The sequence below is a fragment of the Streptomyces sp. NPDC004838 genome (assembly GCF_053600955.1).
The window spans coordinates 1-23,385 of record NZ_JBSGAW010000006.1; the positions used below are offsets into that span (position 1 = coordinate 1).

The window sequence follows — 23,385 nt, forward strand, 5'->3', positions numbered from 1 at the left end:
AGGGAGGCGTACGTGGGCCCCTGGCTGCCCGAGCCGCTGCTCACCGCGCCGGACGTGGCCGAGGACGTCGAGCTGGCCGAGAGCGTGTCGATGGCACTCATGCTCATCCTGGAGACGCTCTCGCCGACCGAGCGCGCCGTCTTCGTGCTGCGCGAGGTCTTCGACATCGGCTACGACGAGATCGCGGCCGCGGTCGAGAAGAGCCCCGCGGCCGTCCGCCAGATCGCGCACCGCGCCCGCCGGCACATCGACGCCCGCCGCCCCCGCTCGGTGGTCTCCCCGAGCGAGGCCCGAGCGGCTCTGGAGTCGTTCCGGCGCGCGCTCGAAACCAGGGACCTGCAAGGGCTGCTCGACGTGCTCGCCCCCGATGTCGTCGCGGTCAGCGACGGCGGCGGCGTCAAGCAGGCCGCGCTGCGGCCGATCACCGGCGCCGACAAGGTGGTCCGCTTCCTGGCCGGCGGTCTCGGCAAGTTCGATGCCACTATCACCGTCGCCCCGACCGTGGTCAACGGCAACCCGGGGCTCGTCTTCCGCCTGGCCGACGAGATCGACGGAGTCATGGCGGCCCGCGTCGAGGGCGGCCGCATCACCGGCCTCTACTATGTCCGCAACCCGGAGAAGCTGACCCGCGTCGCGACCGAGACCCCGCTCACCCTGCGATGAACACCGGCGGCGAGCCCAGGACACCGGAGTCACCTGCACGCCGTCTCGCCCCGTGCGTCGTGCCCCGGGCGTCGCGCCCGCTGCGGGCAGCGTCGCCCGCGTACGTCATCAGCGCACGTGGTGGGTGAGGTCGTCCAGCGGTAGCCGGGACAGTTCTGCTGTCGGGCGCCTCATCCGTCCGACCGTGGCGAAGCTACCGAGCGGCTGGGTGAACAAGCCGCTCCGGCTCCGGTGGTCGGGACGCCGTGGGACGCGGACGGGTTGCCCGGGTTGCGGCCGGAGGCGGACTGGCGTGAACGGATCGTGGTCCGCGGTGATTTCGGGCCCTCGGCCCGCTTCCGGCGGCCGCGCACCGGGCGGGTGGCGCCGTCGCGCGTCACGGGGTGCCGATCTCGGTCACGAGCCGGGACAGGGGTATCCGGCCCGTGGGAATGGCGGATGTTCCAGATGGTGCCGGGGCGGGGTGCCCGAGAGAGATCGCGGTGCGGACCCGCCAAGGGGCCGCCACCCGGCAGAGGGCGCCGGCCCGGTCGGCGTTGGCGCGGGGGAAGAACGACGCCGGGCAACTGCCCAGGCCCGCCGCGCCGGCGGCCAGCATGAGATTCTGCGCCACGCGTCCGGCGTCGAACTGGGCGTCCTCACCGCCGCCCTCCTCGTCCACCGCGAGGGCCACCACCACCGGAGCGAGGGCGAGATGGCCCGCGTACGAACCCAGCAGGCTCAGCTCGCGCCTGACCCGGGCGTCCCGGACGACGACGAATCGCCACGGCTGCCGGTTGCGGGCCGAGCCGGTCCAGCGGGCGGCTTCGAGTACGGCATGGAGTTCACCGTCCGTGACGGCCGCTTCGGTGAACCATCGGGTGGCCCGCAGCGAGGACAGGGCCGCGAGCAGGTCGTGATCAGGAGTTCGCACCCGATCACCCTATTGCCGGCCGTTTCGGTTCCCGCGGGCGGCGGCTCTCCGCCGTCGACGCCGCACGCCCACCGCCGGGTCGCGATGGAACTCCCGCACCACCCGCCCGGCGGGGCGGCGGACGCGCGTCCGCCGCGCACTGTCGGTCCGGCCACTGCGGTACGCCGCCGTGTTCTGCCTGGCCGGGGACTGCGTCGCGCCGCCCCGCCGCGCTTTCTTGACTCACCGGTGCGCCTCCAGCGAACGGGATCATTTCCCCGCGAGTCCCAGATTCACACCGCCTCGGAAGTCCACGGTCGACTGGGCGATCACGGCGCCGTGGTTGCGACATGTTTCCTGGACGGAAACGCTTGAGGGGAGCGTCCCGCAGGACAGCTTCTGGTACTGCTCAGCAGCGTTGCGTGTAGACACTGCCACCCTGCGCAGCGTCGCAAAGCCACCGTGCTTCCCCTTGATCTCAGCCAGCACGGTCTCCGTGAACCTTCCGACTGCGCCAACCATTTCCGCACACGATTCGGTGAAGAGTTCCGCAGTAGCCGAGCTGCACGGGGAGTTGGTTCCTTCGCCAAAGGTGCCGGCGAGGCTGTCGATACGAGGGGACAGCATCTGCTGGACCCGTTCGGCCTCTAGCTGACGGGCACTCGGGGGCGAGGCAGTTGCGCTACTGGAAACACTCCCCTGGTTCGAAGGTTCCGAATCTTCCACCGCAAGCGAATCGCATCCTGTCAAGCATAGGACGAGGACGAGGGGCCCCCAGATACGGCTGTTCATGGGGATTCCTCGTCCTCAAGGACCTTCGAAGCAATCTTCAAAGCGGTCTCCATTTAGCGCTTCTCCGAGCAGTCCTCAGGAGGCTTCGAATACCTGCAAGCTGGTCCAGACCATAAAACAGGACCACAGGGCTGTCCACCCCGCGAATGAGACACTGTCCGGAAGTAACTCGCTGAGCCGTCTACGATAAATCCCTTGGCCATAAACGCCGATGTGAATCTCATGAGAAGGTCTCATATGGCGAGTTCGGCGAGTTCTTGTAGCAGGTCGGCGCGGCGGCGCCGTATCGCCGGAATGCCCCTCACCGGAGGCTTGGGGACCTGGCCGTCATGGGTGTTCACACCAGAGACTCCCACTCAGAGCAGCCCGTCCAGCCGCCCGCGTACAAGCGGGTCGTAGGCCCGGTGCCGGAGCGGGCTCGGGGCTGGGTCGTCGCGGCCGTGGTCGTACATCCGGCCACGCGGCAGCCGCTCGCCGTCGGTGTTCATCAAGTCGGTCTGCCAGCCACCGCCGACACCGGACCGGGATACGGCGACGGGACCGGCCTTGGCGAGGGCCGGGCCCTGACACTGCAACAGGTCTGGTCAGGAACCACGTGCGCGGACTCTGGGACTCGTGAAATGCTGGAGTTCTTTGAACTGCGCATATCAACGGGGGTCGATGGGGCGTGGGTTACACGATTCCTGAGGGTGTCGACACGATGCTCGACGTCGTGGGCGTGGGGTGGCCGAATGTCGACGAGGACGCGTACCGCGATATGGCGGACGCGCTACGGGAGTTCGCGGAGGACGCGGACGACGATGCCGGGACGGCGCACGGGCACATCCAGCGGTTGCTGTCGTCGGGGCGGAGTGAGTCGCTGACGGCGCTGGACGCGCACTGGAAGAAGGTCCAGGGGAAGAACAAGGACCTGTCGGGCGCGGCCCGGATCGTCGCCGGGGCGTTGGACCGGGTGGCGGACATCATCGTCGCCCGGAAGATCGCGGCGGTCGCGGAGTTGGCCGATCTGTGTGCCACGGTCGGGATCGCGCTCGCCGCGGCCCCTTTCACCGCCGGGCTCACCACCCTCCTGGCGGGCGCGAAGATCGTCGCCACCCGGATCGCGTTCAAGAAGATCCTCAAAGAGATGGCCGAGGCGGCGGTCGCGGAGATCACCGCGGTCCTGACGCAGCCCGCGGTCGCGGCGTTGGAGTCGATCGTCGCGGACCTGGCGATCCAGACCGCGATGAACGTCACCGGTCAGCAGGACGGCATCAACGTCGACCAGGCGGTCCAGGCGGGCAAGGACGGCCTCCAGTTGAACACCGCCGGTGGCGGGAGCGGTCCGGGCGGCGCCTTGGGCATCGACCACGACGCCCACAGCAACACCGGCGGCAAACTGGCGAACGTCCAGGTGTCGATGAACAGTCGCGCCGCCGGCAAGATCGGCAAGGCGAAGGGCCACCACGGCCGGGCGAAGGGCAAGGACTCCCTCACCGCCGTCCTCGACAGCACCATCGAGGGCGTGGTCGAGAAGCTGGTCAAGGGTCACAACCACATCGGCGACCACCTGGGCAAGAAGCTCCCCGATGCCCTCGGCCACAGCTCCAGGACCCATAAGAGCACCGACAAGGACATCGACGACCGCATCAAGAAGATCACCGGCAGCGGTAGACGTGACGGCGACGACCTCGCCGGCCGCCGCGCCGAACCCGGCTCCCCCACCCGCCAGCACCCCGACAGCACCCGCACCAAACCCAACTCGCTCGATGGTGCGGTGAACGATCCCCGAGGCAATGCGGTTTCGCTGGAGAAGAAGACCTGCGCCACAGATCCGGTTGATGTCGCCGCTGGTGAGATGGTGTTGCCGCAGACAGACCTCTCCTTGCCCGGCGTTCTGCCGCTTGTTCTGCGCCGGACTCATCTGTCGGGGTACCGCTACGGGCACTGGTTCGGGCGGAGTTGGGCCTCCACGCTCGATGAACGCATCGAACTCGACGCCCGCGGCCATGGAGCTTTGTGGGCCCGGGAAGACGGTTCGGTCCTTGTCTATCCGCGGCTGCCCGCTCCCGGTGACGCGGAGGGCGTGCTGCCGTTGGAGGGCGATCGGTTGGCCTTGGTGCACGGTGGTGTCACGGACGATGTGACGACCTACGTGATCAGGGACCCGCGGGCGGGTCTGGTCCGCAGGTTCGCGGGCAGCCCGTATCGCGCGTCGACGGCGTACTGGTTGCAGGAAATCGAGGACCGGCACGGCAGCGGGATCACCGTCCACCGCCGTCCCGACGGCTCCCCCACCAGGGTCGTCCACGACGGCGGCTACCACGTCGCCCTCACCACCCGCGACGGCCGAATACATGAGCTGACCCTGCGCACCCCCGACGGACCCGTCATCGTCATGACGTACGGCTACGACCGGGACGGCAACCTCGACGCCGTCACCAACTCCTCCGGGCTTCCGCTGCGCTTCGGCTACGACGCGGAGGGGCGCGTCACCTCGTGGACCGACCGCAACGACTCCACCTACCAGTACCGGTACGACACCAGCGGCCGTGTCACCGGCACGGTCGGCCCTGACGGCTACCTCTCGTCCTCCTTCGTCTACGAGACGGTCCCGGGCTCCGACGACACGATCACCCGCTACACCGACTCCCAGGGCGCCACCACCACGTACCGCGTCAACAGCCGTCGCCAGGTCGTGGCGGAGACGGACCCTCTGGGCAACACCAGCCAGTACGTCTTCGACGCCCACGACCGGCTCCTCGCGGCAACCGATCCGCTCGGGCACACGACGCGACTCGAACGCGACGCGGCCGGCAATGTCATCGCCATGGTCGCGCCGGACGGGGAGCGGACCACGGCCACGTACAACGATCTGGGTCTGCCCGTCGAGGTGGTGGAGCGGGGCGGCGCACGGTATCGGTACGTCTACGACGCGCGGGGCGATCGCATCGCGGTCGTCAGCCCTCTCGGGTCGAGGACGGAGTACGCGTACGACAGTGCGGGTGGGGTGGTCGAGATCCGCCCTCCGGCCGGCGACCCGATCCGTGTCCGTAACAATGAGGCGGGCCTGCCCGTACGGATCACAGCGGTCAACGGTGCCGAGGCCGTATGCGTCCGGGACGCTTTCGGCCGGGTCACCGACGTCACCGACGCCCTCGGCGGCTCCGTTCGTCATGGATGGACAGTCGAGGGCAAGCCGGCGTGGCGTGAACTGCCCGACGGTGCCCGGGAGGCGTGGAGCTGGGACGGCGAGGGGAACCTCCTCGGCTACACCGACCGCATGGGACGCACCCGCACCCACTCCTACACCCACTTCGACCTGCCCCTCGAAACCAGCGCGGAGGGTGCTCGCCACCTCTTCACCCACGACACCGAACTGCGTCTGACACAGGTCACCAACGCCGCGGGGGCTTCGTGGACCTACGTCTACGACCCGGCCGGCCGGCTCGTCGAGGAGCGCGACTTCGACGGCCGCTCCATGACCTACGCGTATGACGCCGCGGGCCGCCTCGTCAGGCGGCGCAATGCGGCAGGGCAGGTATTGGAGTACGAGCGTGACGTCCTCGGCCGGGTCGCACGAATCACCCACGAGGGCGACACCCTCTCGGCCTTCGCGTACGCCTCGACCGGCGCCATCCGGGAGATCACGAGTCCCGACGCCCGGATCACGTTCGAGACCGACGCCACGGGCCGCCTGCTGTCGGAGACGGTGAACGAGCGGACCTTCCGCTACGCCTACGACGCGCAAGGCCGCCGGACCTGGAGGCGCACTCCTTCCGGTGCCGAGAGCAACCTCCACTACGGACCCGCCGGGCTGGCGGCCTACGACGTCGGGGACCACGTCTTCGACTTCGAGCGTGACGCGCTGGGGAGGGAGCGCACGAGAACCCTCGACGACTCCCTGGTCATGCGGCAGTCCTGGGACGAGGTGGGCCGGCTCACCCGGCACCACGTGGAGACGGAGAGCGCCGAGGTCCTCGCCCGAGCCTTCAGCTACCAGCCGGACGGGTCGCCCGTCGCCATCGACGACAACATCACCGGGCGCCGGACCTTCACGCTGGACGCGGGTGGCCGCATCACCGGTGTGAGGGCACGAGGGTGGAGCGAGCGGTACACGTACAACAGCGGAGGCGACCAGATCCACGCCGACGTCACCGCGGCGACAACCCCCGAGCAGGACCGCGCCGACGAGCGCCACTACGACGGCACCCTGCTGACCCGCTCGGGCCGGCGCCATCACACCTACGACGCCCAAGGGCGGCTCGTGGAACGCCGGGAGCGCTCCCTCAGCGGCAAGCAGCTGACGTGGACCTTCGCCTGGGACGCCATGGACCGCCTGACCGAAGTCCGCACACCCGGCGGCACCATGTGGCGCTACGTCTACGACGGCCTGGCCCGCCGGATCGCGAAGACCCACCACCGGGCCGACGGCACGATCCTGGAGTCGGTCGACTTCAGCTGGGACGGCCCCCAGCTCGCGGAACAGCGAACCGGCAACACCGTCCTCGTCTGGGACTACCTCGGCGCCAGGCCCCTGGCCCAGCGGGAGATGAAGACACGGGCCGACGCCGCCGGCGCGGATCAGCGGGAGATCGACCAGCGGTTCTTCGCGATCGTCACCGACCTGACCGGGGGCCCGCAGTACATGCTGGCTCCCGACGGATCCGTCTCCTGGCGCGCACGGACCACCGCCTGGGGCACGACGCGGTGGAACTCCGACGCCACCGCGTACACCCCGCTCCGCCATCCAGGCCAGTACTTCGACCCCGAGACAGGGTTCCACTACAACGTCCACCGCTACTACGACCCGGACCACGGCCGCTACATCAGCCCCGACCCGCTCGGTCTCGCGCCCGCCCCGAACCAGTACGCCTACGTCGCCAATCCGTTCGTCATGGCGGACCCTCTCGGGCTGGCCGGCTGCTCACCGGACCACACCTGGGGCGGGAGGGTCGTCTTCGTGAGGGACGAGCACGGCCGCCCGTATGAGATGCACGCCACGATCACCCGCGACATGCTCGACGAGGGCACCCACGCCAACAATCAGCTCAGGCCCCCGGGATTCGTCGACGGCAATGTGCACAACCAGGCCCGCGGGCACATGCTGGCCCGCATGCTCGGCGGCACGGGCGACGACTTGGACAACCTCTTCACCATCACGCAGAACCCCACCAACACCCCCCTCATGCGCGACTTGGAGCAGAGCATCTACAACGCCGTCGCGGGAGATCCCGCCAACGGTGTCCGGGGCCAGACCGTCCAGTACAGCGTCTATCTTGACTACACGGACGACCGGGCAACCTCGGTGCCCTCGACCATCTACATGGGTGCGGACGGCTCCGACGGATTCTCCATGGACACCCACCTCGCCAACCCCGACCACGCAGCGCAACAGAACCGACGCCGACTGGGAATCGAATGACCGACCTCGACACCCTCATCCGACTGTGCCCTCCCCCGAACCCGGCGATGACCATCGACTGGAACGGCACCGAGGCCGAACTCGGGACGCGCCTGCCCGATGACTACAAGGCACTCGCCGAGCGGTACGGGCCGGGTACCTTCTGCGACTACCTCACGCTCTACCACCCGCACGGGGTCACCGAGTACGTGAACCTCACCGGCCCCATGCCCGGGCGGATCCGCTCCCAGCTGCGCACGGACTACGACCACGGCACACACCCCGTGCCCTACGACCCCGACCACCTCTTCGCCTGTGGCGTGACCGGCAACGGCGAGTACCTCTTCTGGATCAGCGAACCGGCGGACGAGCCCGAACGCTGGCAGGTCGCGGTCAATGAGGCCCGGGGCCCGGTCTGGTTCACCTACGAAGGAGACATCACCGGCTTCCTCGTGTCCGTCCTGACCGGGCGGACTCAGGTGCCGCAGTTCCCGACCGGCCTGCTTCGGGCTCCGCTCACGTTCACCCCCTCGCACCCGGTCCTCGTGAAGCCCGAGCCCCTCGACAGCCTTCCCACCGCCCCTGTCGACACCGCGGCCATCCGCGCATGGGCCCGCGAACACGGTTACGCCGTACCGCCCCGAGGACGCATCCCCCCGGACATCCGCGAAGCCTGGGAGAGGGCCCAGAACCACTGATCGCTCCCGGTCATCCAGCCGCGCACCGCACGCCCGGCGGACCCTGGCCGCCACGGCTGGATGGCCCTGAACTTGGCCTGGGACGGGCTCCCGTCGTCCGCGGCCGGATCGCGGCCGCGGGAGTGCCGTCCGGCGGCCGCAGTTGCGACTGCGGCCTGTGCCGTCCGGCACTCCTCCCGCTCCCCTACCCTCTCGCGCGGCATGTCATGGGGCGGGGACGTGATCGTCGGCATCCGTGGAGAACGCGAGATCCTTCGAGGCTTCGAGAGAGTCCAGCCGCTCCCTGAGCGCCGCGGTGCCGAGCGTGTAGGCGTCCGAGCCCAGGGTGAGCCGCTTGACGGCTTCCGGCTGATCGGCGGACGCGATGATGGCGGCTGCGATCTTCACGGGGTCGCCGGGGGCCGGGAGTGCGGGAACTTCACCGGCGAACATCCGCCGCAGCCGGCCGGGCGCCCCGTCGGCGTACTCGGGCATCGCCGTGCCCAAGACCGCGCTGCCACCGCCGAACTCCGTGCGGGCGACCCCGGGCTCGACGAGTGTGACTCCGATCCCGAAGGGGGCGATGTCCGCCGCCGCTGACTCCCAGAACCCTTCAACACCCCACTTCGTGGCGTGATACAGGCTCATCGCGGGGAAGGCGATCTGTCCGCCGATGCTCGACAGCTGCATGATCCGCCCGCCTCCCTGCCCGCGCAGGAAGGGGATCACCGCGCGAGCGAGCTGGATCGACGCGGTCAGATTCGTCGCGATCTGCCGGTCGATCTGCTCGTCGGAAAGCTCCTCCGCGGCTCCGAAGAGTCCGTAGCCCGCGTTCGAGACGACGACGTCGATGCGCCCGAGGTCGGCGACGGCCCGCGCCACCACCCGGCGGAGGCGGTCGGTGTCGGTGACGTCCAGCGTCTCCCGCCAGAGCCTCTCGCCGTGGCGGGCCGCGAGATCGTCCAGGGTGTCGGTACGACGCGCGGTCGCCGCCACGCGGTCGCCGCGTTCGAGCAGTTGCTCGACCATCGCCCGTCCGAATCCCGACGATGTTCCGGTGATGAACCAGGTCTTCATGACGCCCCTCAAGGTAACCAACTGGATAGATACACACTGCCATGGCCGACCTTCCGTAAGCAACTGGATGGTTACGTACGATGGGGGTATGCCACCCGACGCCACCGAGACCAAGCGCCGCATCCTGACAGCCGCACGGGACGAGTTCGCCATGCACGGCCTCGCCGGTGCCCGAGTGGACCGGATCGCGGAGACCGCGAAGGCGAACAAGCGCTCGATCTATGTGCATTTCGGCACCAAGGAAGAGCTCTTCGACATCGTCGTCGCACAGAGCCTGCTGGAGCTGGCAGACGCGACACCGTTCGACGCCTTCGCACTCCCGACGTACGCCGGCGAACTGTTCGACGTGCTCCAGAGCCGCCCGGAGGTCGGGCGGCTCACGTCGTGGGCCCTGTTGGAGCGCCCCCGGCCGCTCGACGCCGAGGTGGAGGCATACCGCGCGAAAGCCGAGGCGATCCGCGAGGCCCAGGAGCACGGCGCGATCGCCCGCGACAGGGACGCCGTAGAGCTCCTCGCCATGATCATCGCGCTCGTCACCAGCTGGACCAACGCGTCTTGGTCACTGCGCTCGCTCGGAACGTCGAGCGATCCGGGCGTTCCCGGTCCCGACTTCCGTGCCGGCATGATCCGCGCCGTCGCCGAGGTCGTCGCGCCCCGCCGCTGAGCTGACGGATCATTCGATCGGTGCGGTGCTTGCGAACGTCTCGTTACCGGTCGGCGGCACGGTCGAGTTCTCGGTACAGAACGGCGATCACCGAGCACACCAAGGGCATGACGGTCAGCGGCAGCAGCAGGAGAGCCACGGCCGTCGGTGTGATCAGGACCAGCACCCCGGTGATGTACGCGTTGTCGCCGCTGATCTCCAGCATGGCCAGCCCCGCCGGACGCGCGACGGGGGCGGCCGCGTAACGGAGCAGGAAGAACGCCGGCGCCGCGGTGGCCGCGAGGAGCAGGCAGACTCCGACCGTCCTCCTCAGCGAGCCCCGGGTCAGCGCGAACGAGCGCCGCAGCGCGTGACGCGGCGACAGGTTCTCGTTGACCAGCGCGGCGGTGGCCACCGAGAGCCGGATGTACACGAGCAGCCCCACGGCCCCGGCGGCGGCCGGCAGCCCTACGGCGACCAGCAGGTCGAGCGCGCCTTCGGGCGAACTGAGGCGGCCGTACGCGGAACCCGGCACCTCGCCCGCGTCCATCGCGAGCCACAGAACCGCACCGAGCAGCACCGGGCCGCCGGCGCACAGTCCGGTCAGCAACTGGACCCGGAAGGCGTCGCCGGTGCGCGCGAGCGTGCGCCGCCGCAGTTCTCCGGCGTCCTGGGTTCCGGGTCCCGCCAGGGCACCGGGGGCGGCGAGGGCGTGCGCGGTGTGCAGCAGGGCGAGGACCAGTGCGGCGAGCCCGAGCAGCAGGACCACCACGACGGCGCCGACCGCGAGGAGCGTGGGCCACTGGTCCGCGTACGCGACGTAGGAGTCCTCGGCGGCGATGGACGCCTCGGCGTCGCTGCGGGCGTCCTCGAAGGCGCCCCACGCCAAGGCGAACCCCAACGCCAGGACTCCGACTCCGAGGAGGGCCGTCAGCGCGCTCACGGCGAGCGTGAAGCGGTACAGGGCGCGCCGGCCGTTCCGGAGAACGCGCAGTGCGTCGCGTACGAGTTCCGGCACGGTGCGGGGCGGATGGTCTGCCCCGTCGGCGTCGCCCCGGCGTGCGTCCGGTCCGCGTATCCCGCCCGGTGCCGCCCTGTCACCGCTCTCCCGTGTTCCCGGTCGCGGTGCTTCTCCCGTGCTGTCTGTCATGGTGCGATCATGCCTTAGCGAACGCCCCCTCACCCCGCCGCAGTTGGCGACGTCCACGGGCCCGCAGGTCATCGCGGGAACCGCCGAGCGGTGTCGAACCGGGCATGGCCGAGGTCAGCCGCCACCCCGCCGATGTCCTCGCCCAGCTCATGCGCCGTGCCCACGCCCCCGGCGGGCAGCACCTGCTCACCCGTACCGCTGAGAACTCCCCCGGCCTCGGATGTCAGTGGGACGATCTACGGTCTTCTCCATGACGCGATCAATGCGGGCGCTCGCCTACGCCGATCCGTCCGCCCTGGGTTCGGGTGCGGGCGGGCGGCTTCTCGGCCTGGAGACCTCCGGCGGACCGACGCCGGCCGGACCCCGGGCCCGTCCCACCTCCTTCTCGGGCGGTGTGGCATCGCCCCGGACGGCGGCGCGAGGTCTGCCGACGGTCGCGGACGTGGCCGCCGCCCGATATGTCGGTCCACGCCCCGGACCCTTGCTCGACCCGGTGGTGACCGGCGACAGCGACCGGCTCCGGTTCGAGTCCGTCTCCGGTTGCCGCGGGGTGTACGCGCGGCTCGACGTGTCGCGGGAGGGGCTGGAAGGCGCGGAGACGCCGGCCGCCGCGGGAGGCACCCGGTGAAGGAACTCCTCGAATCCGTCAGGAACGGGCGCGCCCACGAGGTGCCGGGCCTGCTCGAGCCCCTGACCGCGGCCGAGCGGAAGGAGTGCCTCACGGAGATGAAGGCGCTCCGCGCGGAGGTGCGCGGCTGGCGACGCTGGAACGAGCGGACCGCGGCGCAGACAGCGCTGCTGGTCGCGGGCGTGGGGTGTCAGACCGGGGCCGCCGCCGCGGCAGCCTGGATCAACTCCCGTGAACTCCGGTCCAGCGGCCGTACCCCGCACAAGCTGATCCTCGATGTGCTGGCCGACCGGGATCCCGCGTGGCTCGGCGACGTCGCCCACCGGCTCGCCGCCCGCGACTCCACCGCGCGGGAGGAGTATCCGCTGATCGAGGGCCTGGTGCGGCGGTCCGGGTGCCCGCTGCCCGTCACCGAGGGCGTGGTGCACGGGTGGGCCGACCATGTGGGTGCCCCCGGAAGGGGCGGGCTGCTGCGCCTCGGCGAGGATCCGCACGCGGCGCTGCTCGTTCCCCGGATCTTCGAGCTGGCGCGCCTGCCCTCGAACATCCTCTGGTACTCGGACATCAAGGCTCCCGAGGCGTGGCCCGCCGCTTTCCTGAGGCTGGCCGACGCCGGCGTGGTGGAGCGTTCGGTGCTGGTCGACGGCTGTGTCTCGCGCCTGCTGCGCGGTGGGCGGCCGGCCGAACTCAGGTTCCTCACCGGGCTGGTGCGGCGCCTGGAGCTGAGTACAGAGGAGGAACGGGCCCGGATTCCGGACTGGCTGGGCATGGCGGCGGACGGGCCGGTTCTGGTGGCCTCGCACGCCCAGGGGGTGCTGGCGGGGCTCGCGGAGAAGGGCCTGCTGGAGACCTCGGTCCTGGTCGAGATGTCGGGTGCCGTGGTCTTCCGCCCGGAGAAGAAGCTGGTGCTCACGCAGTTGGTGCTGCTGCGGAAGGTCCTGCACCGCGATCCGGACGCCGCGCCCGCGCTGCTGCCGTCGGCCGCGGACGCCTTCGGGCACGAGGACGTGGGCGTCCAGGACCGCGCGTTGAAGCTGGTGACCCGGTATCTGCCCCGCGTGGAGGCCGGACTGCGGGAGGAGCTCGCCGCGGCCGCCTCGCTGCTGGGTCCCGCGCACCGGGACGCCGCGGAGCGGGCCTTCGGGACGCTGCCGGAGGAGGACCCGGAGGAGTACCGGGAGTTCCTGCCCGTGGTGAGCGAGCCCGGTGAACTCGCACCGGCTCCCGAATCGGTGGCCGAGCTGGTCGAGGCTCTGCTCGCCGTTCTGAACGGGCGGGGCCGGACCGAACCGGATGTGTGCGAGCGGGTGCTGGACGGGCTGGTCAGGATAGGTGCCCGGGAGCCCGAGGTACTGGCCGGGGCCATGCGCGAGGCGCTGGCCGACCGCTGGTGGCTCGACGAGAGCCGTCGGCGGCCACCGGTGCTGAAGATCACGAACTTCGCCACCGGTCTGGAGGCCGTCGCCGCGGCCCTTCTCGATCGGATCCCGCTCACGACCCTCGAAATCGGCTGGAAGGGCAGGCGTTCGGGTAAGGGGCCCCGTTGCCCGCACAACGGGCTCGACGCGATCATCGATTCCCGGCTCTGGGAGGTCGCGTGGCGGCTGCGGACCGATCCCCTGCCGTTCCTGCTGGCCGTCCCGACCCGGCGGACCGGCGTGCTCGATCCCGGGGTGCTGGCCGAGCGGCTGCGGGAGTACGGGCGACTCGGTGTGGCGCCGGCGCCCGTCGACTTCGGGCAGGCGCTGCTGCGGGTGGAGTACGGCGGGGGCGGGGCCGCCGCGGAGACGGCCGCGTCCCTGGGCACTCCGGAAGGGGATCGCCTCGCCGCATGGCTCATGGGCGAGGGACCCCGGATACGAGCCCTGGGCAAGGGAGGGGCGGACGAGCCCCCGGGGCCGACCGACGGCGGACCACCGCGGCTCGGCGCCGACGCCGTCCACGTCCGGCTCGACGGGGCACGGCGGCGGCCGCAGATCGAGCACGAGTTCCGCAAGCCCTTCCACTGGTTGGGGGACGATCCCCAGGAGCTGTGGCACTGCTGCTACGGGTACTGGAACGAGAACTGGCGGACGGCGCTTCCGTACGAGCGGGAGTCGCTGGCGACCTGGATGACGCCGGCTCTGATGAGGTCGGCCGGGGAGGGTGAGCGCGGCGCCACCGTCTGTCTGCCGCGGCTCGCGGAGTCCGAAGCGCCGGAGGGGCCCGCCGGGCCGGCTCTGCACCGAGCTCTCGCGGTCGGCCTCGGTGCACGGCACGCGGACGACCGGCTGGCGGCGGTGGACGCGACGCTGATCCTGGCGGCACGGAAGCAGTTGGACCCGGCGCGTCTGGGCGACGACCTGGCCCGGCTGACGGTCCAGGGGCAGGTGAAGACGAACAGGCTGGCCGACGCCCTGGGGAAGGCCGCGGTGTCCGGCGCGTACGGGACGGCGTGGTCAGTCCTGGAGGTCGCGCTGCCCGGGCTGCTCGGCGCCAATGGGTCCGCGCGCGGGCTCGGCGAGGTCCTCGCCGTGGCCGCGGAGTGCGCCGAACGCTGCGGTTCCGCGATCCTGCCCGACCGGGCACTTCTTGTGCCGGATGGGCCGGGTGAGCCGTCGGCGCGGGGGTCCGTCGGTGGGCCGGAGCCGGGCGGGGCCGCCTCCGGTGACGGGTTCTCCGCCGGGGCGCTCTCCGCCCCGGACGGGGGCCCGGCGCGGGAGGCAGGAGGCGTGCCTGTCGACGGCGGCTCGGCAGGAGCAGCGCCCGCGCGGCACACGGTCGCCGAGGCGGAGCCGCCCGCGAGGACCGCTCCCGCAGTCTGTCCGGTCCGGGCGGAGGACTGGATACCGGGTCTGGCGGAGCTGGCGGGGAAGGGAGGAGGGTCGCAGGTGGTGGCTCAGGCGTCGCGTCTGCTGAACGCACTGCGGAAGGCGGCGGAAACGGGGGCGGACACCCGGCGGTGAGGGCCGTCCGGTCATCGGCGGTCGATCAGTGCGGCGTCGGATGCGGTGACCGTACCGGTTTCCACCGCGGCGGTGGACATCGCGGAAGCGGGTTCAGCGCCGGGCCGCCGTCCCATGGCCCTCGTTCCGCTGAGGCTCCGTCAAGGAGTCTCGCCGGACCGGTCCCAGCGGTTCCGCTCGCCGGGGTGCGGGCCGTACAGGGCCCGGCCGGGCCCTGTACGGCCCGTGCACTCGGCCCCCCGACACGGCTGCCGATGACGCGACGCGGCCAGGGCGTACGTACGGGTACCGGACACGGAGATACGCGGGCTGCGGCTGCGGCGCGCGTTGCTGGACCGCATCGCGAGGCACGGCAGCACCACCGAGGAGATGAAAGCGATGCACGAACGGGCCCGGATGTCCGCCCTCGAGCCGCATGAGCAGAGACCCTGCGGGATGCCTCCGCACGGAGGACGCCACGGGGCGGGCCGCCACCCGCCCCGCCGCGCCGCGGTTCACACCGTCTGGGAGTCGTGGGTTGTGCGCCCTCCGACGACGGTCCAGTCGCTCAGGATGGTCGAAAGCTCGTCGACAGGGACGGCGAAGGGGTCCTTCGTCGGCACGAAGAAGTCCGCGAGGTGGTTCTGGGCGATCATGCCTCGGTGGGTCTCCTCGCCGACCATGTAGCTTCCGGTGTGGGAGTAGGCGGTGAGGGCCTGGGCCACGCTCAGCCGGTGCCGGGCCTCACGCAGGCCGGGGTGGTCGATGGTGCTTCCGCTGACGAGCCACCAGATGGACGTCCAGGGCTGGTACCGGTTCGCGCGCGTTCCGTCGGTGCCGGCCGCCAGCCACAGGCCGGCGTCGGTGAAGTCACCGAGCGGGGGTGTCCGGCGGGCCTGGTCGAGTCCCCACAGCGGGACGTAGTCCGAACCCTGGAGCACCATCCGGTTCTGGATCTGGACGCCCAGGCCGAGGGCCGCCATCCGGGAGATGTTCGCGGGGCTGGCCTGGTCGGCGTGGACCACGGACCAGCGCAGCGCCCGCAGGTCCGCGGTCTGCGCGACCTCCTCCCACGCGGTCAGGACGCGGTCCAGGGAACTGTCGAGGACGGCGTGGATGCTCATCGGCCATCCGGCGGCGGCGACGCGCTTGCTGATCGCGGTGAGTTCGGCGAGGGGAGCGTCCTGGATGGTGAAGTCGTCGAACCCCTCCATGTCGTGGCAGCCGAGGTGGACGAGTTCCCCGATACCGCTGTAGCGCATCATGTCGTCGCCGAAACCGGGTGCCACGTGACGCATCCACGCGGAAAGCTCCTCCAGCTCACGCCCGGCCGTGGAAGCGGAGAGGAACAGTCTGAGGCGGACCGGCAGGTCCTGTGCGCGCCACAGGTCGAAGACGGCCTGATAGCTCTCCGGTGTCATCATGAAGCCGCCCGCGTCGGCGACAGCCGTCAGCCCGTGCCGTGCGAACTCGTCGAACATGGCGCGCGTGCCGGCGCGCTGGAGTTCGGGGGACGGCTTCGGCATCTTCAGCAGAGCGTGGCGATAGGCCGCCTGTCCCCGGACCACTCCGGTCAGCTCTCCGCCTTCGTCGACGTCGAAGGCGGCACCCGGCGGGGCGTCGTCCGCGGATGCCCAGCCGCAGGCGCGCAGGGCCGCCGTGTTCAGGACCGCGCACTCGTAGCCCATCTGGGCGAAGACCGGGTTCCTGGGAGAGGCCGCGTCCAGTTCCGCCCTCGTCGGTGTGCGCTGCTCGGCGAACTGCCTGCGATGCCAGCCGCCGACGACGCAGACCCAGTCGTCCTCGCCGACCCGGGCCACCTGGACGCGGATGCTCTCCAGCGCGTCGGCGACGGAGCACACGGTCTCCCAGTGGAGCTCTGTGTTCCACGTGACGCCGGCGCGCACCGCGTGGATGTGCGAATCCTGGAGGCCGGGGAGCACCCGGCGACCGCCGAGGTCGATGACGCGCTCGCTCGCGCGGGCGAGGGGAGCGATGTCCTCATCGGTGCCCACGGCGATGAAACGCCCGTTCCGGACGGCGAAGGCGGTCGGTTCGCCGCCTTCCGGGCCGCTTTCACCGGTCCACACCCGCGCGTTCCTCACCACGAGGTCAGCGAGCCTGGTTGTCATTCCTACTCCCTTGCTGAGCGTTGATTCGGTCGCCGCCCGCCCGTCCACGCCCCTCGGCAGAGCATCCGTCCGAGGGCGGGAGCGCTTCGGCCGCGGCGGACTCCGCCGGGTGAAGGGAGTCGCCCTGAGCATGCTGTGGAGGGACTGCGGGTGAGGCCGGTGACCGCCGATCCGGCTGAGGCCCTCGCGCCCTGCCGGGAGCGTCGCCTCGAAGACGTCAGGCGGAGCCCGGCCTCTGGGCTGTCGGGCGTCCGCTTCTCCGGCCGTGTCGAGAGCCGGGGTCGGGTCCATGGGGCCGGGTACCGGTGAAGCCGGTGGCGAGTGCGTGTCGGCGATCGCCCGGCCGTGGTGATTGCGGGCGGGCCGGCTCCACACGATGTTGGCGTGGCAAGGCGCCTCCGTGATACTCGGGCGCCTTGTCGCGCCGCCGAAGCTGCGGCAAACGTAGACCCAATAGAATCCAATCGCAATACTCTGCCCGCTATTGGTGTCGATTGACGCCATAAATGAGTCGCTTATTGTATCCAATGAAGGGTGAGGGTTCCCTGGGTTGAAGGAAGGGGAAGCGCGCGCCGCCGCCCGGTGGGCAGGTACCGGGCCCACGGTTCTCACCATGCCCGGCCGATGCGACTCCTCCCCCGTACGCGCCGGTACGGCGTGGTGGCCACCGTCCACGGCATCGGCCGCCGTGTCGGTGCGCGGGACCGGCCCCTCCCCGTCCCGCGAGTCGCCACGCCGTCGCGCCTCCTTGCGAGGCCCCCGGAAGGGTCCGTTCGGCCCTACTGCGCGCACGCGGGCTGAGGAACGCTCGTCGTGAACCGGCAGCGTGCCCGGCACATGGCCGGGGCAGAGGGTGTACAGGATGAATGAACACGCACGGCATATGAGCGGCGGCGGTGAGGCGGAAACCCCGCGGCATCTGACCCGGCTCCTCCGCGGCGAGGCGCTGCGGTTGCTGGGAACCGTCTCCCTGGGACGGATCGTGTTTACGCACCAGGCTCTGCCCGCCGTCCGCCCCGTCAACCACCTGGTGGACGGGGGAGATGTCATCGTCCGGCTCCACGACGGCGCGAGCGCCGCCTCCGTCGGCGCACCCGCCGACGGTCCCGGCGTCGTCGTCGCCTACGAGGCGGACGTCATCGACCCGGACACGCACCTCGGCTGGAGCGTCGTCGTGACCGGATACGCCCGCCACGTCGCCGACCCCGATGCGCTGAGCCGGTACCGGACCCTGCTCCGTCCCTGGGTCGCCCAGACCACGAACGACATCCTGCGCATCCGGCCGGACATCGTCACCGGCTTCCAGATCACCGTCCTGCCCGGCCCGGCAACACCTTCACCGGCGGGAACCCGGCCACCGGTCCCCGGGCTCCGCGGCTCGGGCTGACCGTCCCCGGGCCGGTCGCGGAGATGACCGGACCGTCCCATCGGGCCGCTGTCGGAGCGTCGGGCCGCGGTAGCAGCATCGCCCCGCTGTCGGCGCGTCAGGCCGCGGTCGCAACGTCGGGTCACGGTCGTGGCATCAGGGCTGCGGTCGTGACATCAGGCCGCGGTCGTCGCGTCAGATCGCCGTACCGGGGATCAGCGGTGCCCGCCAGACCAGCCGGGTACCGCCGCCCTCGGCGGGCGTACCGACCTCGAAGGCGCCGTCGGCGTCCCGCGCCCGTTCGCGGAGATTGCCGAGCCCGCTGCGCCGGCCGTCCTCGGGGATGCCCCTGCCGTTGTCCGTCACCGTGAGGACGACTTCGTCGGCGGTGGCCCGCACGTTCACTTCCACTCGCGTCGCGTGCGCGTGCCGGGCGGCGTTGCTCAGCGTCTCGGTCAGCACAGCCATGACGTGGTCGGCCACCTGCGGCGGCACATCGGTGTCCAGCAGGCCCTCCATGGTCAGCCTGGGCGGGAATCCCAGGGCCGAACCGGCTTCCCCGACGGCGCGGGCGACCCGGGCGCGCAGGCTGGGCCCGGTCTCCCCGTCCCGGTTGCGCAGCCCGAAGATCGTCGAGCGGATGATCTTGATGGTCTCGTCAAGGTCTCCGACGGCCCGAGCGACGCGCTCGGCCGCGCCCGGATGCTCGATCAGCCGGGTAGCGCTCTGCAGGGTCATGCCGGTGGCGAACAGCCGCTGGATGGCGAGGTCGTGAAGATCGCGGGCGATGCGGTCACGGTCTTCCAGAAGCACGAGATGCTCGGCGTCGCGCCGGTGGTCGGCCAGTTCCAGGGCGACGGCTGCCTGCCCGGCGAAGGCGAGCAGCGGGTCGAGTTCACCTTCGGTGAAGACGTCGTCGCCCTCCGGACGGGCCAGCAGCAGAACACCCCGCGTGTCCTCCGCCGCCGTTCCCAGCGGGACGGCCACCGCCGGACCCAGCCCCTCGAACTGCCGTGGCCCGGCGTTGTACCGGGCGTCCGAGGCGATATCGGCACAGGTGATGGGTTCGCCGGTCCGGTAGGCGGCGCCGGAGAGGGTCCTTTCCACCGGTACGACCAGGCCCCGCCGCAGGTCTCCCTCCTTTCCGACGGCCAGCTCGGCGACGAGGTCCCCGGTGCCGGGTATCGGGACGCACACGTCGGCGAGCCGCGCGCCGGTGATCTCCTGTGCCCGGCGGGCGATCAGTTGCAGCACCTCCAGCCGCGGGCTCCCGGAGAGCAGGCTCTTGGTTATCTCCGCGTTCGCCTCCAGCCAGCGGCGCTGGCGCTGCGAGTTCTCGTACAGCCGGGCGTTGTCGATCGCCACCCCGGCGGCCACTGAGAGGGTGGAGATCACCGACTCGTCCTCGGCGTCGAAATCCTGGCCGTTTCGTTTGTCGGTCAGGTAGAGGTTGCCGAAGACCTCGTCCCGGACCAGGATCGGCATGCCGAGGAACGTCCGCATCGGCGGATGGTGGGGCGGGAAGCCGTGCGACGAAGGATGCCCACCGAGGTGCGAGAGCCGCAGCGGCTCCGGGTGACGGATGATCTCGCCGAGCAGGCCGTGACCTGCGGGCCGAGGCCCGATCTTCGCGATCTCCTCCTCGCTCAGCCCGGTGGTGAGGAACTGGGACAGTCTGCGTCCGTCGGGACCGACCACGCCCAGGGCCCCGTACCGGGCGTCGACCAGCAGCGCGGCGGCCTCCACGATCCGTCGCAGCACTTGGGCGAGGTCGAGTTCACGGCCCACGGAGACCACGGCCTCCAGCAGGTTGTGCACACGGTCCCGGGTCCCGCGTGCCGCGTCGATGCGTGCCTGCAACTCGTCCAGCAGTTCGTCCAGCCGCAGCTGGGGCATGCGCGACAGCGGCTCCTCCGCGCCCACCGACCACTCCTTCGTCGATTACCCGTTCGTATCCGACAAAGGTTATCGGGCCGCCCGCGGTGCGCTGACGGCGTACGGGCGGACCCGGCCGGACGCGTGCGAGTACGGGGTACGTACGGCGAAGACGTCAGCGCCTCGGACGGCCCTCGTGCGGGGAATGCGACGTGCCGTGCCGGCCCTCCTGGCCGATCTGGGCGGCGATGACCGCCGCCTGGACCCGGCGCTCCACGCCCAGCTTGGCCAGCAGGCGCGAGATGTTGTTCTTGACGGTCTTCTCCGCGAGATAGAGCCGCTCGCCGATCTCCCGGTTGGTCAGCCCCTCGCCCACCAGCGCCAGGATGTCCCGCTCACGCTCGGTCAGCCCGGAGAGCCCCTGCGACTCCTCCTTCCGGCCGCCGTCCCGGAGGCGGGCCATCACCCGAGCCGTCGCACCGGGATCCAGCAGGGACTTGCCCGAGGCCACCGTGCGTACCGCCGAGACCAGGTCCGTGCCGGAGATCTGTTTCAGGACGTAGCCCGACGCCCCGGCCATGATCGCGTCCAGCAGCGCCTCCTCGTCGTCGAACGAGGTCAGCATCAGACAGGCCAGTTCCGGCATCCGGGAGCGCAGCTCACGGCACACGCTCACCCCGTCCCCGTCCGGCAGTCGCACATCCAGCACCGCCACGTCGGGGCGCAGGGCCGGCACGCGTGCCAGCGCCTGCTCCGCCGTGCCCGCCTCTCCGACCACCGTGAGGCCGGGCTCGGCGTCCAGTAGATCGAGGACACCCCTGCGTACGACCTCGTGGTCGTCGAGGAGGAACACCTTGACCGGCCCTGGCGTCGAGGCGCCGGTCGAGGTGTCAGCGGCATTGTCCGTCATGTGGAAGCTCCGTCATCCCTGTCGATGGCTGTGCTCGCCGCCCGCCCGGGTGGAGAGCACCTCGCAGTGTGCCTGCGGAGGGCCCGCGGTGCCAGGGCCGGATGGCCCTCCTTCCTCCTTGGGAGACCCTGGCGGAGCGCGGTGGCGTTGCCGGGGGCGGTGCGGTCGGGCTCGGTGTCGACGTCGAGGCGCGGGTCCGCGGTGGCCGCCAGGGCGGCGCGTTCGGCGGCCCGCGTCCGCCGCGAGGGCCGCGAGGGCCGCAAGGTCGGCGGGTTCGGGGTCGAAGGTGGGTGTGGTCGGCTGCCGCCGGGTCGAGGAGGGCCTTGACGATGGCGATGCCGGGTTCATCCTTCTCGACCAGCATGGGGGGGCGCCGGCACGGCGAACTCTTCGCCGTCGGGGTCGGCGGGTCGGTCCTCCAGGTCGTACCGCGATCAACCGATCGGATGATTCCCCTTCGAGCGCGATGGGCGATGTGGCGGGGGCGGTCCGCGCGCGAAGCTCTCCGCATGACCACCACGAGCACGCCCAGAGCGGGTCGACGGCCCATCATCGAGGTCAGCGACCTCCGTAAAGCCTACGGCGGCAGGACCGTCGTCGACGGCGTCTCCTTCACCGTCGAGGAGGGTGAGATCTTCGGGATTCTCGGTCTGAACGGCGCCGGCAAGACCACCTCGGTCGAGTGCGTCGAGGGCCTCCGTGTTCCCGACTCCGGCCGCGTCCGGGTCGCGGGACTCGATCCGATCGCCGACCGCGCCGAGGTCACCGAGGTCCTCGGCGCCCAGCTCCAGGAGAGCGCCCTCCAGGCGAAGCTCACCGTGCGCGAGGCGCTTCAGCTGTACTCGGCCTTCTACCCGCGCCCGCTCGACTGGCGGCCCCTCGCCGAACGGCTGGGCCTGACCGCCAAGCTCGGCACCCGCTTCGGCAAGCTGTCCGGCGGGCAGAAGCAACGGCTGTTCATCGCGCTCGCCCTCATCGGCTCCCCCCGCGTCGTCGTCCTCGACGAGCTGACCACCGGCCTCGACCCACGCGCCCGCCGCGACACCTGGTCGCTGATCGAAGACGTCCGCGACAGCGGCGTCACCGTCATCCTCGTGACGCACTTCATGGAGGAGGCGCAGCGGCTGTGCGACCGGATCGCCCTGATCGACAAGGGACGTATCAGCGCGCTCGACACCCCCGACGGGCTGATCGGCCGCTCGACGGGGTCCGCGGTCATCTCCTTCACGCCGTCGCGTCCGATCGACCACGAGACCCTGGCCGCGCTCCCCGGGCTGGCGGCCATCGAGAGCAAGGACGACCGGATCACGCTCAGCGGAACGGACGAGACCGTCAACGCGGTGATCTCGCTCCTCGCCCGGAGCCATATCGAGGCGCACCGGCTCCGGGTCACCGACGCCACGTTGGACGACGCCTTCATCGAGCTGACGAAGGCATGACCGGCAATGCCCCGCCCCGCACCCAGGAGCAGCGACATGACTGAACCGGCGATGACCACGGCCCCGACCGTCACCGGCGGCCCCTCTCCCCGAGCCGCCGTGCTGCGCTCCGAGATCAGGCTCTACCGTCGTGACCTCTCCAACATCGTCTCCATCGTCTTTCCTCCCGTACTGCTGCTGATCCTCGGCCTCGTGCCGATGTTCCGAGAGGTCGACGATGACCTCGGCGGCCTGCGGGTCATCGACCTCTATGTGCCGGTGGTCGTACTGATCTCGCTGATCACGGCCGCCCTCCAGGTCTTTCCGCCGATCCTGACCGGCTACCGCGAACTCGGCATCCTGCGGCGCATGTCGACGACCCCGGTGCGCCCGTCGACCCTGCTGTCCACGCAGATGTGGCTGAACGGCGTGGCGGCCCTCGTGTCGGCGGTCATGTGCCTGATCGTCGGCCGGCTCGCCTTCGATGTGGCGTTCCCGCGCGAGGTCGGGGGGTACGTCCTGGCGCTGCTGCTCGCCGCCGCGGCCGGTCTCGCCATGGGCGCCCTGGTCGCGGCCCTGGCCAGGACCGCCAAGCACGCGACCGGCATCGGCACCGCGGTGTACTTCCCCGCGCTGTTCTGCACCGGGCTGTGGATTCCCGTGCGGGCCATGCCGGACGTCCTCGCCGACATCGTTGTGCTGACGCCCTTCGGCGCCGCGGCCGGCGCCCTGGACCAGGCCGCCGGCGGCGACTGGCCCGCCTGGTCCCACCTGATCGTTCTCACCGTGTGGGCCGTGGTCACCTCGGGCGCCGCCGTCCGCTGGTTCCGGTGGGAGTAGGGAGCGTCCGTGCAC

At 70.9% G+C, this 23,385-nt stretch carries 14 protein-coding genes and 3 pseudogenes; 10 read left to right on the forward strand and 7 right to left on the reverse strand.

Annotated elements, in window-relative coordinates:
* Positions 1–663 (forward strand): sigma factor-like helix-turn-helix DNA-binding protein (locus ACWEFL_RS08885; protein WP_451709516.1); only part of this gene is annotated, 663 nt, incomplete at its 5' end.
* Positions 664–1,039: 376 nt separating this feature from the next.
* On the opposite strand, the gene ACWEFL_RS08890 is transcribed toward ACWEFL_RS08885, so the two are convergent.
* On the reverse strand, positions 1,040–1,576 hold the full coding sequence (locus tag ACWEFL_RS08890) for a nitroreductase family protein (RefSeq protein WP_451709519.1): 537 nt from the start codon (positions 1,574–1,576) through the stop codon (positions 1,040–1,042).
* A gap of 1,127 nt (positions 1,577–2,703) precedes the next feature.
* Positions 2,704–2,835: a hypothetical protein gene (locus ACWEFL_RS08895; RefSeq protein WP_451709520.1), complete on the reverse strand. Its 132-nt coding sequence runs from the start codon at positions 2,833–2,835 to the stop codon at positions 2,704–2,706.
* 212 nt (positions 2,836–3,047) lie between these two features.
* On the opposite strand from ACWEFL_RS08895, the gene ACWEFL_RS08900 reads away from it, so the two are divergent.
* The 3 genes and pseudogenes from ACWEFL_RS08900 to ACWEFL_RS08910 form a co-directional block, all read left to right on the forward strand.
* Entirely contained in the window at positions 3,048–7,751 is a 4,704-nt protein-coding gene (locus tag ACWEFL_RS08900) for a DUF6531 domain-containing protein (protein ID WP_451709522.1), read from the forward strand.
* 47 nt (positions 7,752–7,798) lie between these two features.
* Positions 7,799–8,074: pseudogene (locus tag ACWEFL_RS08905) on the forward strand (SMI1/KNR4 family protein); the annotation flags it as partial.
* Positions 8,075–8,317: 243 nt separating this feature from the next.
* Positions 8,318–8,428, forward strand: a pseudogene (locus ACWEFL_RS08910) (Lsr2 family DNA-binding protein); the annotation flags it as partial.
* A gap of 204 nt (positions 8,429–8,632) precedes the next feature.
* Here the strand turns inward: ACWEFL_RS08910 and ACWEFL_RS08915 are convergent.
* Positions 8,633–9,484 carry an SDR family oxidoreductase gene (locus ACWEFL_RS08915; protein ID WP_451709525.1) on the reverse strand — a complete coding sequence of 284 codons (852 nt, stop codon included), beginning with the start codon at positions 9,482–9,484 and terminating at the stop codon, positions 8,633–8,635.
* An 88-nt stretch (positions 9,485–9,572) separates the two neighbouring features.
* Here ACWEFL_RS08915 and ACWEFL_RS08920 point away from each other — a divergent pair, with 88 nt between their 5' ends.
* Positions 9,573–10,148, forward strand: a complete 576-nt coding sequence (locus ACWEFL_RS08920) for a TetR/AcrR family transcriptional regulator (RefSeq protein WP_451709528.1) — start codon at positions 9,573–9,575, stop codon at positions 10,146–10,148.
* A gap of 43 nt (positions 10,149–10,191) precedes the next feature.
* Here the strand turns inward: ACWEFL_RS08920 and ACWEFL_RS08925 are convergent, their stop codons facing one another.
* A complete protein-coding gene (locus ACWEFL_RS08925; protein ID WP_451709530.1) occupies positions 10,192–11,277 on the reverse strand; it encodes a hypothetical protein in 1,086 nt (361 codons plus the stop codon).
* Positions 11,278–11,539: 262 nt separating this feature from the next.
* On the opposite strand from ACWEFL_RS08925, the pseudogene ACWEFL_RS08930 reads away from it, so the two are divergent.
* Positions 11,540–11,878, forward strand: a pseudogene (locus tag ACWEFL_RS08930) (SWIM zinc finger family protein); the annotation flags it as partial.
* A 23-nt stretch (positions 11,879–11,901) separates the two neighbouring features.
* Positions 11,902–14,850 (forward strand): DUF6493 family protein, encoded by a 2,949-nt coding sequence (locus tag ACWEFL_RS08935; RefSeq protein ID WP_451709532.1) that lies wholly within the window; start codon positions 11,902–11,904, stop codon positions 14,848–14,850.
* A gap of 494 nt (positions 14,851–15,344) precedes the next feature.
* On the opposite strand, the gene ACWEFL_RS08940 is transcribed toward ACWEFL_RS08935, so the two are convergent.
* On the reverse strand, positions 15,345–16,961 hold the full coding sequence (locus ACWEFL_RS08940) for an amidohydrolase (protein ID WP_451709535.1): 1,617 nt from the start codon (positions 16,959–16,961) through the stop codon (positions 15,345–15,347).
* Positions 16,962–17,823: 862 nt separating this feature from the next.
* Here ACWEFL_RS08940 and ACWEFL_RS08945 point away from each other — a divergent pair.
* Entirely contained in the window at positions 17,824–18,348 is a 525-nt protein-coding gene (locus ACWEFL_RS08945; RefSeq protein ID WP_451709538.1) for a pyridoxamine 5'-phosphate oxidase family protein, read from the forward strand.
* A 174-nt stretch (positions 18,349–18,522) separates the two neighbouring features.
* On the opposite strand, the gene ACWEFL_RS08950 is transcribed toward ACWEFL_RS08945, so the two are convergent.
* Together ACWEFL_RS08950 and ACWEFL_RS08955 are read right to left on the reverse strand one after the other, a co-directional pair.
* Entirely contained in the window at positions 18,523–20,250 is a 1,728-nt protein-coding gene (locus tag ACWEFL_RS08950) for a GAF domain-containing protein (protein WP_451709540.1), read from the reverse strand.
* A 127-nt stretch (positions 20,251–20,377) separates the two neighbouring features.
* Positions 20,378–21,112, reverse strand: coding sequence for a response regulator (locus ACWEFL_RS08955; RefSeq protein ID WP_451709543.1), 735 nt, complete (start codon positions 21,110–21,112; stop codon positions 20,378–20,380).
* Positions 21,113–21,621: 509 nt separating this feature from the next.
* On the opposite strand from ACWEFL_RS08955, the gene ACWEFL_RS08960 reads away from it, so the two are divergent.
* The gene (locus tag ACWEFL_RS08960) at positions 21,622–22,551 is read left to right on the forward strand and encodes an ATP-binding cassette domain-containing protein (RefSeq protein ID WP_451709545.1); all 930 of its coding nucleotides are present in this window, start codon (positions 21,622–21,624) and stop codon (positions 22,549–22,551) included.
* 36 nt (positions 22,552–22,587) lie between these two features.
* Complete coding sequence (locus ACWEFL_RS08965) at positions 22,588–23,370, forward strand: ABC transporter permease (protein ID WP_451709548.1); 783 nt, start codon at positions 22,588–22,590, stop codon at positions 23,368–23,370.
* The last annotated feature ends 15 nt before the right edge of the window (positions 23,371–23,385 follow it).

Bases quoted from the DNA above. Each gene is read 5' to 3' on its own strand.
- ACWEFL_RS08940 (WP_451709535.1), bottom strand. From the start codon at position 16,961: ATGACAACCAGGCTCGCTGACCTCGTGGTGAGGAACGCGCGGGTGTGG.
- ACWEFL_RS08945 (WP_451709538.1), top strand. From the start codon at position 17,824: ATGAATGAACACGCACGGCATATGAGCGGCGGCGGTGAGGCGGAAACC.
- ACWEFL_RS08925 (WP_451709530.1), bottom strand. From the start codon at position 11,277: ATGACAGACAGCACGGGAGAAGCACCGCGACCGGGAACACGGGAGAGC.
- ACWEFL_RS08955 (WP_451709543.1), bottom strand. From the start codon at position 21,112: ATGACGGACAATGCCGCTGACACCTCGACCGGCGCCTCGACGCCAGGG.
- ACWEFL_RS08965 (WP_451709548.1), top strand. From the start codon at position 22,588: ATGACTGAACCGGCGATGACCACGGCCCCGACCGTCACCGGCGGCCCC.
- ACWEFL_RS08915 (WP_451709525.1), bottom strand. From the start codon at position 9,484: ATGAAGACCTGGTTCATCACCGGAACATCGTCGGGATTCGGACGGGCG.
- ACWEFL_RS08960 (WP_451709545.1), top strand. From the start codon at position 21,622: ATGACCACCACGAGCACGCCCAGAGCGGGTCGACGGCCCATCATCGAG.
- ACWEFL_RS08920 (WP_451709528.1), top strand. From the start codon at position 9,573: ATGCCACCCGACGCCACCGAGACCAAGCGCCGCATCCTGACAGCCGCA.
- ACWEFL_RS08900 (WP_451709522.1), top strand. From the start codon at position 3,048: ATGCTCGACGTCGTGGGCGTGGGGTGGCCGAATGTCGACGAGGACGCG.
- ACWEFL_RS08895 (WP_451709520.1), bottom strand. From the start codon at position 2,835: ATGAACACCGACGGCGAGCGGCTGCCGCGTGGCCGGATGTACGACCAC.